Genomic DNA, 12,137 nt, shown 5'->3' with positions numbered 1-12,137 from the left:
GTCGCGACGGCCAATGTCAGGAGGGCGAGATACGGCTTCATGCGGGCAAGGAGCCCCACTGCAATCCAACCCGCCTCCCCCGTTTGGGGGCATGAGAAACGAGAAAGGGCCGGAGGTCGCCCCCCGGCCCTTTCCGAACTACAGAAGCGTCGATCCGACGCCGCCAGACTACTTGATCTGAACGGTCGCGCCGGCCTCGGTCAGCTTCTTGGCGACGTCTTCGGCTGCCTGCTTGGAAACGTTCTCGACGACGTTCTGCGGGGCGCCTTCGACGAGGTCCTTGGCTTCCTTCAGGCCGAGGTCCGGACGGACGCCGCGGACTTCCTTGATCACGTTGATCTTCTTGTCGCCGCCGGCGGTCAGCACGACGGTGAACTCGGTCTGCTCTTCGGCAGCTTCGGCCGGAGCCGCAGCGGCCGGGCCGGCGGCGGCGACGGCCACCGGCGCGGCGGCGGAAACGCCCCACTTTTCTTCCAGCAGCTTGGAGAGCTCGGCGGCTTCCAGGACGGTCAGGGCGGACAGGTCGTCCACCAGCTTTTCGAGATTGGCCATGTTGTCAGTTCCTTGGATGTGAGGGTTGTCGGGGAAATTGATCCGATCTGGATCAGGCGGCGTCCTTGGTCGCGTAGGCGTTCACCACGCGGGCAAGCTGGCCGGCCGGGGCCTGCAGCACGCCGGCGATCTTGGTCGCGGGCGCTTGCAGTAGGCCGATGAGCTTGGCGCGGAGCTGGTCCAGCGACGGCAGGGTGGCGAGAGCCGTCACCGAAGCCTTGTCCAGCACCTGTTGACCCATGAAGCCGCCGATGACGCTGAACTTGTCGTTGTCCTTGGCGTACTGGGTCGCAACCTTGGCGGCGGACACCGGGTCTGCCGCGAACGCGATGGCCACCGGACCCTTGAAGAGGGCGTCGCCCGCTTCACCGATCGAGCCGCCGAGCGCCTTCTGGGCCAGGGTGTTCTTCACCACCTGAATGCGGGCGCCTTCGGTGCGAAGGCGGCCCCGCAGATCGGTCATCTCCGCAACGGTCAGACCCATATAGTGGGTCACGACCACGGCGCCGGACTCCGCGAAAACGCCCTTCAGCGCTTCGATGGCGTCCTGCTTTTGAGCGCGGTCCATTGCGGTCTCCATACTCAGGTTCCGCACACGCGAGAGTGCGTGCACGGGTAGCAACCTGTCCGATGTGGAAAGCCGCAGGTCCGTCGCCCATCCGCAAAGCGGTGGGTGTAAGGAACCGTCATCTTCCCGTCTCCCTGCGCCTGGGGGACGGCCATCCCCCGCGTTACGGCCCCCGGCGACCCCGGCGGCTGCACAGTTCTTGGACAGGAGGGCGTCGTCCGAGGGACTTCGCCGTCCACGCCGCCTCCTCACGGAGCCGACGAAGCGCGGGCCATTACAGGAAGGTGGTCGGGAGTTCAACCGCTGAAGCCGTACTTCCCTGTCGGCGCTCCGCACCATAGGCTCTGCCGCATGATCGAGATGTTCTTCGACTGCTCCAGCCCTTGGACCTATCTGGCGTTCCATAACATTCAGCCGATGGCCGCCGAACTGGGCGTCACGATCCGCTGGCGGCCGTTCATGGTCGGCGGCGTCTTCAACACCGTGAACCCGAGCGTCTACGAGGGCCGCAAGGCCCCGGTGCCGCTCAAGGCGCGCTACTCTGGCAAGGACCTCCAGGACTGGGCGCGGCTCGCCGGCCTGAAGATCAAGATGCCGCCCAGCGTCTTCCCGGTGAACAGCGTCAAGGTCATGCGCGGCTGTCTCGTGTTAGAGCCTCAGGGCAAACTGATCCCGTTCGCCACCGCCGCCTTCGAGGCCTACTGGACCCATGACCGCGACATCTCGCGCGACGATGTGGTCGCCGACATCTGCGCCGCTTCCGGCGTAGACGCCGCGGCTCTCTTCGACGCTATCTCGCGCCAGGAGATCAAGGACGCCCTCCACGCCAACACCGCCGAACTCATCCAGCGCGGGGGCTTCGGCTCCCCCACCATCTTCGTCGGAGGCGATGACATGTATTTCGGCAACGACCGCCTGCCGCTGGTCCGCGCCGCCGTGGAACGGGCGCTTGCCAATCGGGACTGAGTCCTAGGCTCTCGCCCTCAGAACCCCTCCGCCAGTTCCCGACAGGGCGTCTTCGGATCGTACCAGCTCGCGCCGTCCGACCGCCAGATGTGCCACTGCTCGACCACCTCAACCGGCGTATCCAGACACCCCAGCCGCAGCATGACGACCGGCTTCTCCGCCCGCTCCACCACGACCTGAGACCCGCAGGCGCTGCAGAAGCACCGAAACTTGCCCGGCGAAGATTCGTACCGGCTCAGCCGATCTTCGCCCCGCACCCAGCGAAACGCCGCCTTGGGAACCGTCCCGATGCTGGAAAACGCCGCGCCATGCGCCTTGCGACAGGTCTGGCAGTGGCAGTGGGCAATCCCGCTCAGCTCGGCATCGGCTTCGTAGGCCACCGCGCCGCATAGACAGCTGCCGCGCAGCATCGCCTCAGGCCCGCTCGAACACCGCCGCGATCCCCTGCCCGCCCCCGCAGCACATGGTCTCAAGACCATACTTGCCGTCTCGGCGATGCAGTTCACGAAGCAGGTTGGCCAGGATCCGCCCACCGGTCGCGCCGATCGGGTGGCCCAGCGAAATCCCCGAGCCGTTGACGTTCAGCCGGTCGCGCTCATCCCAACCCCAGCCCTTCAGCACCGCCAGAACCTGCGGCGCGAACGCCTCGTTGAGCTCCACCAGGTCGATGTCGTCCCAGGTCAGGCCCGTGCGGTCGAACAGCCGCTTCACCGCCGGCACCGGTCCGATCCCCATGCGCGAGGGTTCACAGCCCGCCGCCGCCCAACTGACAAACCAGCCCATCGGGTCGAGGTTCAGTTCCGCCAGCTTGTCCTCGGCCACCACCAGACAGGCGGCGGCGGCGTCGTTCTGCTGGCTCGCGTTGCCGGCGGTCACCACGCCGCCCTTCTCGATGGCGGGCAGCTTGCCCAGGCTCTCGGCGGTCGCGTCGGCGCGCACGCCTTCATCCTTGGCGAAGATGATCGGGTCGCCCTTCCGCTGCTTGATCGAGACCGGCACCAGCTCGTCGTCGAACTTGCCCTCGGCCCACGCCCTGGCCGCCCGCTTGTGGCTCTCGGCGGCGTACTCGTCAGAAGCCTCGCGGCTGATCTGATAATCGCGCGCCAGATTGTCGGCCGTCTCGATCATGCCCGAGATCACGCCGAACCGCTCAATGGGCTGGCTCATCACACGGCCGCGCGCCAGCCGGTCGTGCATCGTGACGGAGCCCGCCCGCGCGCCCTTGCGCATGTCGTTCGTGTAGTACTCGGCGTTCGACATGCTCTCGACGCCGCCGGCGATCACCACGTCGGCCACGCCGGTCTGGACCATCATCGCCGCATCGATCACCGCCTGCAGACCCGATCCGCAGCGCCGGTCCAGCTGATAGCCGGGCACCTCGATGGGCAGGTCGGCCGCCAACAGCGACCAGCGGGCGATGCAGGGCGCCTCGGCCGAGCCATAGCCCTGCGCAAAGATCACGTCGTCGATCCGCATCGGATCGATCTTGGTCCGCTCCACCAGCGCGCGCAGCACAACGGCGCCGAGTTCGCCCGCCGGAATGTCTGAGAGCGCGCCCAGGTACTTGCCGACGGCGGTGCGGATGGGGCTGACGATGGCGGCGCGTCTCACGGGCGTTGTCCTCGCTAAGGTTTGATCGCGTCCTGGGGCCGATCAGCCGCCGCCGTCAAGGGCTCCTCAGCCAACCCAGGCGGGCGCGCGCTTCTCCATCCAGGCTTTCACGCCTTCCTTGTAGTCGGGCTCGCGCGCCATCTGTTCCAGCAAAGCCTCGGCGGCGCGCACCGAGGAGGCCGCGTCGCGATGCAGATCGCGATAGATCTGGCGCTTCGTTTCCCGTGCTGATCCGGGCGCAATCGTCGCGAACTGGCGCGCATAGGCCATCACCTCGTCCATCAGCCTCTCGACCGGCGCGATCCGGTTCAGGAAGCCCATGGCCATCGCCTCCTCGGCGGTGAACACGCGGCTGGAGAGCAGGATGTCGTTGGCGTGGGTCAGCCCCACGATGCGCGGCAACACCCAGGAAAGCCCGAACTCGGCCGGAAAGTTGAACCGTCCGTGCGCCGCGGTGAACTTGGCGCCCGGAACGCAGAAACGCAGGTCCGCGAACGCCGCCAGCACCAGCCCCACGCCCGCCGCCGCCCCGTTGATCGCTGCGATGATCGGCTTCCCGACCCCAAAGTGATAGGCGAAGCTCGCGTCGAACGCCGGATCGACGCCATAGCCCGGCTCGGCGATGTCCTCAGGCGTGCCCGGATCATACCCGCCCTTGGCGGAGTGCCCCTCCAGCGCCTGGAGGTCGGCGCCCGCGCAGAAGGCCTGCCCGTCCGGATCGCCGGTCACCACGATCACCCTCACGGCAGGGTCGCGATCCGCTTCTCGCAGGATCCAGCGGTACTCAGTGTGCATACGCCCGGTCCAGGCGTTGCGGCGCTTCGGACGCGCCAGGGTGACGACGGCGATCCCGTCGGTGATCTCGTAGCGGGTGGCTTTCAGGTCCATCAGGTCACTCTGAACCGCAGGATCGGCCCATTCCAGTCGTCATTGTCGAGATCGAGTTCCTCGACAGGTCCATCGCACAAATCGGCCGCCACAGTTCGCCAGAACGACAGCGCCTCCCTATTGCGCCTGGCCACAGCCACCTCCCACTGACCTGGCCGAGGCGCAATCGCCGCCCGCGCCGCGGCGCGACCCACGCCGCTGCGTCGATGCTTGCGCAGCACGAAGAACTCGGAGACCGCGAAGTCGACCGGCCGTCCGGAGTGACTAAAGGCGTTGATCAACACGAACCCGGCGATGCGCCCCTCGGTGCGGATCAGGTAGGCGCGCCGATCCGGTTCCGTCCAATAGCTGTCGAGATGCGGATAGGCCTCAAACCGCCCATCTTCGCCAACCTCGCCGCGCTCAAGCCCCACCCACTGCTCGGTGAAATCGTAGGTGTAGAGCTGGAAGAGATTGGCCAACGTCTCCCGTTGGTCGGATCGGGCGCGCTCAAGCGCGACGGTCGGCATCTCCGGCATCCTAGAACGAAAAACGGCGCGAGGTCGCCCTCGCGCCGCCTTCACAAATCCGGCTCAGGCCTCAGACCCCGATCGAACCCTGGTCCACCCGGAAGCCCGGCCCCATCGTCGAGGAGAGGCTGATCTTCTTGATGTAGGTGCCCTTGGCGCCCGAGGGCTTGGCCTTGTTCAGCGCGTCGATCATCGCCTTCACGTTGATGGCCAGCGCCTCTTCCGAGAAGCTCGCCTTGCCGATGCCGGCGTGGATGATGCCGGTCTTCTCGGTGCGGAACTCGATCGAGCCGCCCTTGGCGTCCTTCACGGCCTGGGCCACGTTGGGCGTCACGGTGCCGACGCGCGGGTTCGGCATCAGGCCGCGCGGGCCCAGAACCTTACCTAGACGCCCCACCAGGGCCATCATGTCGGGCGTGGCGATCACGCGGTCGAAGTCCATGAACCCGCCCTGAATGCGCTCCACCAGGTCTTCGGCGCCGACGATCTCGGCCCCAGCGGCGGTGGCTTCGGCGGCCTTGGCGTCCTTGGCGATGACTGCGACGCGCACGTCGCGACCGGTGCCGGAGGGCAGCGCCACAACGCCGCGGACCTGCTGGTCGGCGTGACGCGGGTCGACGCCCAGGTTGACCGCGATTTCGATGCTCTCGTCGAACTTGGCCTTGGCGTTAGCCTTCACCAGCTTGACGGCGTCGGCAAGGGCGTGGGTGGCGGTCGTATCGCCGGTCCAGGCCTGAATGCGCTTGGGTTGCTTAGCCATGGTCTCAGGCCTCCACAATCTGCAGGCCCATCGAGCGCGCGGAGCCCTCGATGATCTTGGCGGCGGCCTCAACGTCGTTGGCGTTGAGGTCCTTCATCTTCTTCTCGGCGATCTCGACCAGCTGGGCGCGGGTGATCTTGCCGGCGCTGTCGCGGCCAGGCGCCTTAGAGCCCGACTTCAGGCCCACGGCCTGCTTGATGAAGTAGCTCGCCGGCGGCGTCTTGGTGACGAAGGTGAACGACTTGTCCTGATAGACCGTGATCACGGTCGGCAGCGGCGTTCCCTTCGCTTCCTTTTCGGTGCGCGCGTTGAACTCCTTGCAGAAGCCCATGATGTTGACGCCGCGCTGGCCCAGCGCCGGCCCGATGGGCGGCGAAGGCGTGGCGGAGCCCGCAGGCACCTGCAGTTTGATATAGCCCAAGATCTTCTTGGCCATTGACTGTCTCCAAGCGGCGACCAGCTAAGGACGCCTATGTGGCCGTGGTGCGGGCAGCCCCTCCCACGGATTTGATTTCGAAACCAGGCGAGCCCGGCGCGAAGGCGCGGCGTTTATCAGGCGCGAGCCTCATCCGCAACTCCAGCGCTCAGGCGACCGTCCATTCGACGGGCCGAGTGTCGTGAGGCCTGCGACCGACCAGGCTCGCTTGTAGCATCCGCCCGCCTGACTGGGCCTGGCGAACCTGCTCCCATGTTATCAATCGCAGACTCGCCTTGATCCGATTGACGTAGCCTTCCCGGTTGGCGGCCTTCCATGACAGATACACGAAGCGGTCGGCGACGGACCCGGAGGCTGCGGGCCCGCTGAACACCGGGCGCGTTTCGTCGGGTCCCGGCCTAACGCTGAGTTCGAAGTCAAACGCCAACCCACCATCAGCGGTGAGGCGACCAGGAACGATTTCCTGCTTGGTCGTCTGAAGGCCAAATAGAAATGGCTCGCCGGTGTCGTGGATCGGCGGTGAGCCGTCATGAAGCAATCGCAGTCGGACCTTGTCCGCCGCCATGATCCTAGCTGACCTTCTCCACCTGGGCGTATTCCAGCTCGACCGGGGTCGCGCGGCCGAAGATCGAAACCGTAACGCGCAGGCGCGTCCGCTCCTCGTCCACCTGTTCGACGCTGCCGTTGAAGCTGGCGAACGGCCCGTCCGTCACCCGCACTTGCTCGCCGATCTCGAAGCTGATGGTCGGCTTCGGCCGTTCAACGCCTTCTTCGATCGCGCCGACGATGCGCTGGACTTCCTTTTCAGACACCGGGATCGGCTTGGAGCCGCTGCCCAGGAATCCCGTCACCTTCGGGGTGTTCTTGATCAGGTGATAGGCTTCGTCCGTCAGCTCCATCTTCACCAGGACATAGCCCGGGAAGAACTTGCGCTCGGCGTTGATCTTCCGGCCGCGCCGGATCTCCACCACATCCTCGGTCGGCACCAGGATCTCGGAGAACTCGTCCTCCAGACCGTGGTTTTTGGCCTGCTCGCGGATCGACTCGGCCACCTTCTTCTCGAAGTTCGAGTAGGCGTGGACGATGTACCACTTGTGGCGGGGGTTGCCCTTGGGGGCGGAGACGGCAGCTTCAGACATGATCAGTTCCCGGCATTCGCCAGTTGCAACAGTTGGGTGACGGCGAAGCGAAGGATGAAATCGACGATCCAGAAGAAGATCGCCGCCAGCACCACCATGATCGCCACCATCACCGAGGTGATCCAGGTTTCACGCCGGCTCGTCCAGGTGATCTTGCGCCCTTCGGCCCGCACTTCACGGAAGAAGCGCGGGATACCGCGGACGAACTCGATGAACCCGGCCTTCTTTTTCGCGCCCTCGACAGAGCCGCCGCCGCCACCGCCGCCTGGCGTCGCCAGCACGGCCGCCGTCTTGGCGGCGCGGTCGCGCATTGCGGTCGGGGACTTTCCAGGTTTCCGGGCCATTCGGCGGTTCAAGCTCTCGTCTGGAGCGGCGAGTTGACCCCGCGCTCCGGTTCATCCTGCATCATCATATAGGGCGTGGCAGGAGTGGAGGGACTCGAACCCCCGGCCCTCGGTTTTGGAGACCGATGCTCTACCAGCTGAGCTACACTCCTAGTCGCCCCCGCCCGGGCCCGTCTCATCCGCCGCTTCCGGAACCGCTGGCAGCGGTCGTCCGCCCCAAGGGCGGCTGGAAACGATGGACTCCACGATGTCAGGGCAGGAGGCGAGCCTATGACCCAACCCGCCCGCGAATTCAAGGTCCACGCTGTCCACGCCAGCCCGGCCGGTGCTTCGGGCTCAAGCGAGGTCCTCGGACTCATAGAAAGGTCGGATCTCCAGCTCGCTTGGGCCCGGCATCGGATTCGGACAGCGCTTCGCCCAGGAGACCGCCTCGTCCATGTCAGCCACCTCCCAGAGCCAGAACCCGGCCACCAGTTCACGCGTCGCGGCGAAAGGCCCGTCGATCACAGTTCGACTGGCGCCGTCGAACGCCACCCGCTTGCCAAATGACGAGGGCTTCAGGCCATCGCCGCTGCGCATCACGCCAGCCGCTTCCAGTTCGGCGTTGAAACGGCCCATCGCCTCCATCATCGCCTGTTCCTCTGGCGTGCCCTTGAAGCCCGCCTCGCTGTCTTCGGTCGCCTTCACCAGCACCATCACCCGCATTCGAATGCTCCACGCTTCTGGCCGCCACGGCGTCCAGTCTAAACCAAGGGTTAAGCGACGCGCGCGCTAGTCGATCCTTGAGGAGACTCTTCCATGTCCGACCGCGCCCTGCCCGCCTCCGTCTCGGCGATCGCGCTGGAAACCGCCGCTCAGGCCACACCCGCGCGTCTTTCGGCCGACGCCATCGGCCGGGCCGGCGAAGCCGGCGCGTTGGCGCAGCTTACGGCCGCCATGGCTGAGCTCAAGGCCATGTCCGTCCGGCCGCTTCTCCAGCGGGCGGTCGATGCGCTTCAGGCCGAACAGATCGGGCCGGCGTTCGAGTGGGTGCGCCAGGCGCTTGAGCGCGATGAGCACTCCGGCTTCGGCTGGTACCTCATGGGCATCGTCCAGGAGCGGCGCGGCGACTTCAGTTCATCCATCCTGGCCTATGAGGCTGCGCTCAAGCTGCTGCCGGAACAGGCCGAAGTCGCCAACGATCTAGGTCGTCTCGCCTATCGGATGGGCCTCAAGCCCCAGGCGGAGAAGCTGTTCCGCCATTTCCTGCGGCAGTACCCCGGCCACGGAGAAGCGCTGAACAACCTCGCCTGCGCCCTGCGCGACCAGCGCCGGTTTGACGAAGCCATCGAGACGCTCCGACCCGCCATCGAGGCTGAACCCGGCTCGGCCCTTCTTTGGAACACCATGGGCACCATCGTCGCCGAGCAGGGCGACTATCCCAACTCCGAGATCTTCCTGACCGAGGCGCTGAACCTCGATCCCGCCTTCTTGAAGGCCCGCTACAACCTGGGCAACGTCCGGCTGGCGCTCGGCGACGCGGCGTCGGCGCTGGAGTGCTGCGACCTCGCGCTCGCCAGCGTCGTCGCCGAAGACGAACGGCAGATGATGCGCCTTTCGCGCTCCACCATCCTCATGGCGCTCGGCCGGCTGGGCGAGGGCTGGGATGAATACGAGGCTCGCCTCGATCCGCAGTTCGCCGACGCGACCCATTTCATGTTTAATCGTCCGCGCTGGACGCCGGGCGCCGATCTTGAGGGGAAGTCGCTTCTCGTCTGCGCCGAGCAGGGACTGGGCGACGAAGTCCTGTTCGCCAACGTTCTGCCGGACGTAATCCAGCGCCTGGGTCCCAGCGGCCGCCTGACTCTGGCGGTCGAGCCGCGACTGGTCGAGCTCTTCCGACGGAGCTTCCCCTCGGCCCGCGTCTTCGCCCATGCAACTCACAATGTCGGCGGCCACACCGTGCGCCACATTCCGGCGTTCCAGGAAGAGCTGCATACGGTCGATCTCTGGGCGCCGATGGGCTCGCTGCTGCGGGAGTTCCGCCGCCAGGTCGCCGATTTTCCGACCGGCGGCGGCTACATCCTCCCGGACCCGGCCCGGGTAGCCCATTGGAAGCAGGTTCTCGACGAACAGGCGCCGCCGGGCCCCAAAATCGGCCTGCTCTGGAAGAGCCTGGTGACAAACAACGCCCGTCATCGGTTCTTTTCGCCGTTCGATGGCTGGAAGCCGATCCTCCGCGTCGAGGGCGCCTGTTTCGTCAATCTGCAGTACGGCGATTGCACAGAGGAACTCGCCGCCGCAGAGCGCGACCTGGGCGTTCGAATCTGGAACCCGCCGGGCATCGATCTCAAGCAGGATCTGGATGAGATCGCCGCCCTCAGTGCGGCCCTGGACTTGGTGATCGGTTTCGCAAACGCCACGCTCAACATCGCCGCCGCAGGCGGCGCGCCCACTTGGCTCATTGTCAGTCCCGGAGCGTGGCCGGTGCTGGGCCAGGATCGCTATCTTTGGTACCCGAGCGCGCGCCTGTTTCCCGCGAAGGCGTTCGGAGACTGGTCGCCGGTGATGGAACGGGTCGCCGACGACCTGACCGATCATCTCAAGACGCTTTGACGCAGACGACGCCGGCGCCATGGCGGTAGCGATCCTTCAGGCCCGCATGAGCTCCACACGGCTGCCCGGCAAGGTGATGAAATGCCTCGCCGGCCGTCCGATGGTCGAGCGACAGATCGAGCGTATCCGCCGCTGCAGGACGCTAAGCCGGATCATCGTCGCCACGAGCACCGACCCGTCCGACGATCCCCTCGCCACTCACCTGGAGAGCCTGGGCGTCGATGTGTTCCGAGGCTCGTTGCTTGATGTGCTCGGCCGCTACATGGGCGCCGCCCGGGCCTTCGCCGTGACCGGTCAGGTCGTACGATTGACCGCCGATTGTCCATTGGCTGATCCGGACGTGATCGACGCCTGCGTCCGGCTGCACGCCCGCCTGGGCGTCGACTACGTCTCCAACGGACGTCAGCCCACCTTCCCACATGGACTGGACGTGGAAGCCTTTGGCCTCGACGCCCTGGAGGCCGCCGAGCGCGAAGCGGTTGACCCCTACGAGCGGGAACACGTCACACCCTTCATCTACCGGCGTCCGGAACGCTTCACCCTCGCCGCCCTCACCCAGGACATCGACGAGAGCCAACTGCGCTGGACGGTCGACACCCCGGAGGATTTCGACTTCGTCGAACGCGTCTATGCGGCGCTCTATGAGGGCAAACCGAACTTCACCTCGGACGATGTTCGGGCGCTGCCCTTCGCGCACTACGGATCGACGGGCTAGATCCCCTCCACCATCGTCCAGTCGAGCGGCGCGCCGCGCGCCAGGTCGCGGCTGGCCCTTCCCGTCAAGACCTGTGGCAGGTGCTTCGGCGGCAGACCCAGGCCGGGTCGGATCGATCGGACGTTGGCGGGAGTCAGCGGCTCCCCTTTGGCGACATCAGCCACGACGTAGAGCGAGCGGCGGTGATCTCGGCTGGACGCCTCCGAACTCACCTCGTCATAGCGCACAGATCCCAACGCCAGCCAGGCGTCGCGACACTCTGTGACCAACCGCTCCAGCTCATGGGGCTCCAGCGAGAAGTCCGAGTCGACTCCGCCCTCCGCCCGGCTGAGGGTGAAGTGTTTCTCGATGAACGAAGCGCCCAGCGCCACCGCCGCGACCGACGCCGTCACCCCCATGGTGTGGTCCGAAAGTCCGACCACGACGCCGTACTGCGCCTTCATGTGCCCAAGCGTGCGAAGGTTCATGTCTGAGAGCGGCGCCGGATAGGCGCTGGTGCAGTGGAGCAGGATCACGCCGCCAGGACCCTGCGCGGCCTCCACCGCCTCGGCGATCTCGTCGGGTGAGGCCAGGCCGGTGGAGAGCACCAGAGGACGACCGTGCGACGCGCAAAGTCGGATGAGCGGCAGGTCGATCAGCTCGAAGGAAGCGATCTTGTACGCCGGCGCATCCAGGCGATGGAGCAGGTCCACCGCAGTCGGATCGAACGGCGAGGAGAAGATCTCAATGCCGATCCCGCGGGCGTGATCAAACAGCCGCTCATGCCAGTCCCACGGCGTGTGCGCCTCCTGGTAGAGTTCGTAGAGACGCCGGCCATCCCAAAGCCCCCCCTTGACCGTGAAGGCCGGGCCGTCGTGGTCGAGGGTGATGGTGTCGGCTGTATAGGTCTGCAGCTTCACCGCGTCTGCGCCTGCGGCTTTGGCCGCGTCGATCAACGCCAGCGCACGGCCGATGTCGCCGTTATGGTTGCCCGACATCTCGGCGACGACGTAGGGCGGCTCCTCAGGACCGATCCGGCGCCCGCCGATGGTCACATGCGGCTCGCTCATCGCAT

General features: G+C 66.3%; 16 protein-coding genes and 1 tRNA gene. 3 read left to right on the top strand and 14 right to left on the bottom strand.

Features of this window, described 5'->3' with window-relative positions; all coding sequences use genetic code 11:
* Nucleotides 1-168: 168 nt before the first annotated feature.
* Both rplL and rplJ read right to left on the bottom strand, forming a co-directional pair.
* Entirely contained in the window at nucleotides 169-552 is a 384-nt protein-coding gene (gene rplL / locus ACIQ3R_RS09245) for a 50S ribosomal protein L7/L12 (RefSeq protein ID WP_397417628.1), read from the bottom strand.
* Between the two features lie 52 nt (nucleotides 553-604).
* On the bottom strand, nucleotides 605-1,120 hold the full coding sequence (gene rplJ, locus ACIQ3R_RS09240) for a 50S ribosomal protein L10 (RefSeq protein ID WP_397417626.1): 516 nt from the start codon (nucleotides 1,118-1,120) through the stop codon (nucleotides 605-607).
* 351 nt (nucleotides 1,121-1,471) lie between these two features.
* On the opposite strand from rplJ, the gene ACIQ3R_RS09235 reads away from it, so the two are divergent.
* Nucleotides 1,472-2,086: a 2-hydroxychromene-2-carboxylate isomerase gene (locus ACIQ3R_RS09235; RefSeq protein WP_397417624.1), complete on the top strand. Its 615-nt coding sequence runs from the start codon at nucleotides 1,472-1,474 to the stop codon at nucleotides 2,084-2,086.
* A 17-nt stretch (nucleotides 2,087-2,103) separates the two neighbouring features.
* Here the strand turns inward: ACIQ3R_RS09235 and ACIQ3R_RS09230 are convergent, their stop codons facing one another.
* The 11 genes from ACIQ3R_RS09230 to ACIQ3R_RS09180 form a co-directional block, all read right to left on the bottom strand.
* Nucleotides 2,104-2,496 carry a GFA family protein gene (locus ACIQ3R_RS09230; protein ID WP_397417622.1) on the bottom strand — a complete coding sequence of 131 codons (393 nt, stop codon included), beginning with the start codon at nucleotides 2,494-2,496 and terminating at the stop codon, nucleotides 2,104-2,106.
* Nucleotides 2,497-2,500: 4 nt separating this feature from the next.
* Entirely contained in the window at nucleotides 2,501-3,697 is a 1,197-nt protein-coding gene (locus tag ACIQ3R_RS09225; protein WP_397417620.1) for an acetyl-CoA C-acetyltransferase, read from the bottom strand.
* Nucleotides 3,698-3,763: 66 nt separating this feature from the next.
* Complete coding sequence (locus ACIQ3R_RS09220) at nucleotides 3,764-4,585, bottom strand: enoyl-CoA hydratase-related protein (RefSeq protein WP_397417618.1); 822 nt, start codon at nucleotides 4,583-4,585, stop codon at nucleotides 3,764-3,766.
* On the bottom strand, nucleotides 4,585-5,094 hold the full coding sequence (locus tag ACIQ3R_RS09215) for a GNAT family N-acetyltransferase (protein WP_397417616.1): 510 nt from the start codon (nucleotides 5,092-5,094) through the stop codon (nucleotides 4,585-4,587). Before ACIQ3R_RS09215 ends, ACIQ3R_RS09220 begins: the two co-directional genes overlap by 1 nt.
* A gap of 70 nt (nucleotides 5,095-5,164) precedes the next feature.
* Complete coding sequence (rplA, locus tag ACIQ3R_RS09210; RefSeq protein ID WP_397417614.1) at nucleotides 5,165-5,854, bottom strand: 50S ribosomal protein L1; 690 nt, start codon at nucleotides 5,852-5,854, stop codon at nucleotides 5,165-5,167.
* Between the two features lie 4 nt (nucleotides 5,855-5,858).
* Entirely contained in the window at nucleotides 5,859-6,290 is a 432-nt protein-coding gene (rplK, locus tag ACIQ3R_RS09205; protein ID WP_397417611.1) for a 50S ribosomal protein L11, read from the bottom strand.
* A gap of 148 nt (nucleotides 6,291-6,438) precedes the next feature.
* A complete protein-coding gene (locus tag ACIQ3R_RS09200) occupies nucleotides 6,439-6,855 on the bottom strand; it encodes a DUF5990 family protein (protein ID WP_397417608.1) in 417 nt (138 codons plus the stop codon).
* A 4-nt stretch (nucleotides 6,856-6,859) separates the two neighbouring features.
* Nucleotides 6,860-7,429: a transcription termination/antitermination protein NusG gene (gene nusG / locus ACIQ3R_RS09195; protein WP_397417606.1), complete on the bottom strand. Its 570-nt coding sequence runs from the start codon at nucleotides 7,427-7,429 to the stop codon at nucleotides 6,860-6,862.
* Nucleotides 7,430-7,431: 2 nt separating this feature from the next.
* On the bottom strand, nucleotides 7,432-7,740 hold the full coding sequence (gene secE, locus ACIQ3R_RS09190; protein ID WP_397417604.1) for a preprotein translocase subunit SecE: 309 nt from the start codon (nucleotides 7,738-7,740) through the stop codon (nucleotides 7,432-7,434).
* Nucleotides 7,741-7,849: 109 nt separating this feature from the next.
* A tRNA-Trp gene (locus tag ACIQ3R_RS09185) sits at nucleotides 7,850-7,925 on the bottom strand.
* 184 nt (nucleotides 7,926-8,109) lie between these two features.
* Nucleotides 8,110-8,478, bottom strand: a complete 369-nt coding sequence (locus tag ACIQ3R_RS09180) for a YciI family protein (RefSeq protein ID WP_397417602.1) — start codon at nucleotides 8,476-8,478, stop codon at nucleotides 8,110-8,112.
* A gap of 93 nt (nucleotides 8,479-8,571) precedes the next feature.
* On the opposite strand from ACIQ3R_RS09180, the gene ACIQ3R_RS09175 reads away from it, so the two are divergent.
* Both ACIQ3R_RS09175 and ACIQ3R_RS09170 read left to right on the top strand, forming a co-directional pair.
* Nucleotides 8,572-10,368, top strand: a complete 1,797-nt coding sequence (locus tag ACIQ3R_RS09175) for a tetratricopeptide repeat protein (protein WP_397417600.1) — start codon at nucleotides 8,572-8,574, stop codon at nucleotides 10,366-10,368.
* A 19-nt stretch (nucleotides 10,369-10,387) separates the two neighbouring features.
* Nucleotides 10,388-11,083, top strand: coding sequence for a cytidylyltransferase domain-containing protein (locus tag ACIQ3R_RS09170; RefSeq protein WP_397417598.1), 696 nt, complete (start codon nucleotides 10,388-10,390; stop codon nucleotides 11,081-11,083).
* Here ACIQ3R_RS09170 and pseI read toward each other — a convergent pair.
* Nucleotides 11,080-12,132, bottom strand: coding sequence for a pseudaminic acid synthase (pseI, locus tag ACIQ3R_RS09165; RefSeq protein ID WP_397417630.1), 1,053 nt, complete (start codon nucleotides 12,130-12,132; stop codon nucleotides 11,080-11,082). The genes ACIQ3R_RS09170 and pseI overlap by 4 nt on opposite strands.
* Nucleotides 12,133-12,137: the final 5 nt, after the last annotated feature.

Source organism: Phenylobacterium sp. (genome assembly GCF_044371015.1).
In the GTDB taxonomy this organism is placed as follows: Bacteria; Pseudomonadota; Alphaproteobacteria; order Caulobacterales; family Caulobacteraceae; genus Phenylobacterium.
Note: the sequence above shows the minus strand (reverse complement) of the source record. Positions and strands in the feature narration are given on the sequence as shown.